Origin of the sequence: Enterobacter sp. HG048 (genome assembly GCF_024702055.1) — a bacterium.
Taxonomy (GTDB): Bacteria; Pseudomonadota; Gammaproteobacteria; order Enterobacterales; family Enterobacteriaceae; genus Enterobacter; species Enterobacter dykesii.
Genome location: NZ_JANLIZ010000052.1, coordinates 1 through 248, shown reverse-complemented (window position 1 = coordinate 248; position 248 = coordinate 1). Strand labels below are relative to the sequence as shown.

Genomic DNA, 248 nt, shown 5'->3' with positions numbered 1-248 from the left:
GAGATTCCCCCAGTAGCGGCGAGCGAACGGGGAGCAGCCCAGAGTCTGAATCAGCTTGTGTGTTAGTGGAAGCGTCTGGAAAGTCGCACGGTACAGGGTGACAGTCCCGTACACGAAAGCACACAGGCTGTGAACTCGAAGAGTAGGGCGGGACACGTGGTATCCTGTCTGAATATGGGGGGACCATCCTCCAAGGCTAAATACTCCTGACTGACCGATAGTGAACCAGTACCGTGAGGGAAAGGCGA

1 rRNA gene is annotated in these 248 nt (G+C 56.0%); it reads left to right on the top strand.

Annotated elements, in window-relative coordinates:
* Positions 1-248 (top strand): 23S ribosomal RNA (locus NUX24_RS21955); the annotation flags it as partial.